The sequence below is a fragment of the Ochrobactrum sp. SFR4 genome, from assembly GCF_019730395.1.
Lineage (GTDB): Bacteria > Pseudomonadota > Alphaproteobacteria > Rhizobiales > Rhizobiaceae > Pseudochrobactrum.
The window spans coordinates 1-502 of record NZ_JAAPBB010000151.1 but is presented as its reverse complement, the minus strand read 5'-3'; the positions used below and the strand labels follow the sequence as shown (position 1 = coordinate 502).

Genomic DNA, 502 nt, shown 5'->3' with positions numbered 1-502 from the left:
ATCGGTCAGCTGGAGCGTGCTTTTGCACTGGCGGCGGAATGTCTTCGGAGGGGAGGGGTGTTTGCCTTCTCGGTGGAAACACATGACCGTCCTGAAATACAGGATTCAGACGGTTCATGTGAAGATATGATTTTACAACCCTCTTTACGTTTCACGCATTCTGCCCGTTATATTCAAAATCTTTTACAGGCCAGCCGTTTTGAAATGCTGGATTATCAGCACATTGCCTTGCGTCTTGATCGCGGCGAATATCTCGATGGCTATGTTTTTATCGCGCAAAAACTTTGATTGTTTTTAGTCCTTGCGGAATAATAACTGTCCGATCCAGCCTGTCAGACCGGCGAGAAATACAGCGAATAAGCCATAGGCCAGACTATATTGATGCGCAGCCTCAAAAATCTGCTGCTCCAGACCGGCTTTGACAATATTGAGATGGCTGTTGGCCTCACCAATAAAGACGCCATGGCGGAAAAGCAGGGCGCGCGCTTTATGGCGGCCGACA

General features: G+C 48.6%; 1 protein-coding gene and 1 pseudogene. One reads left to right on the top strand and one right to left on the bottom strand.

Going from position 1 to position 502, the window contains the following annotated elements; genetic code table 11:
• Positions 1-288: pseudogene (locus tag HBA93_RS18305) on the top strand (hypothetical protein); the annotation flags it as partial.
• Positions 289-294: 6 nt separating this feature from the next.
• Here the strand turns inward: HBA93_RS18305 and HBA93_RS18300 are convergent.
• Positions 295-502: TIGR02186 family protein (locus tag HBA93_RS18300; protein ID WP_221724251.1), on the bottom strand; the 208-nt coding region annotated here is incomplete at its 5' end.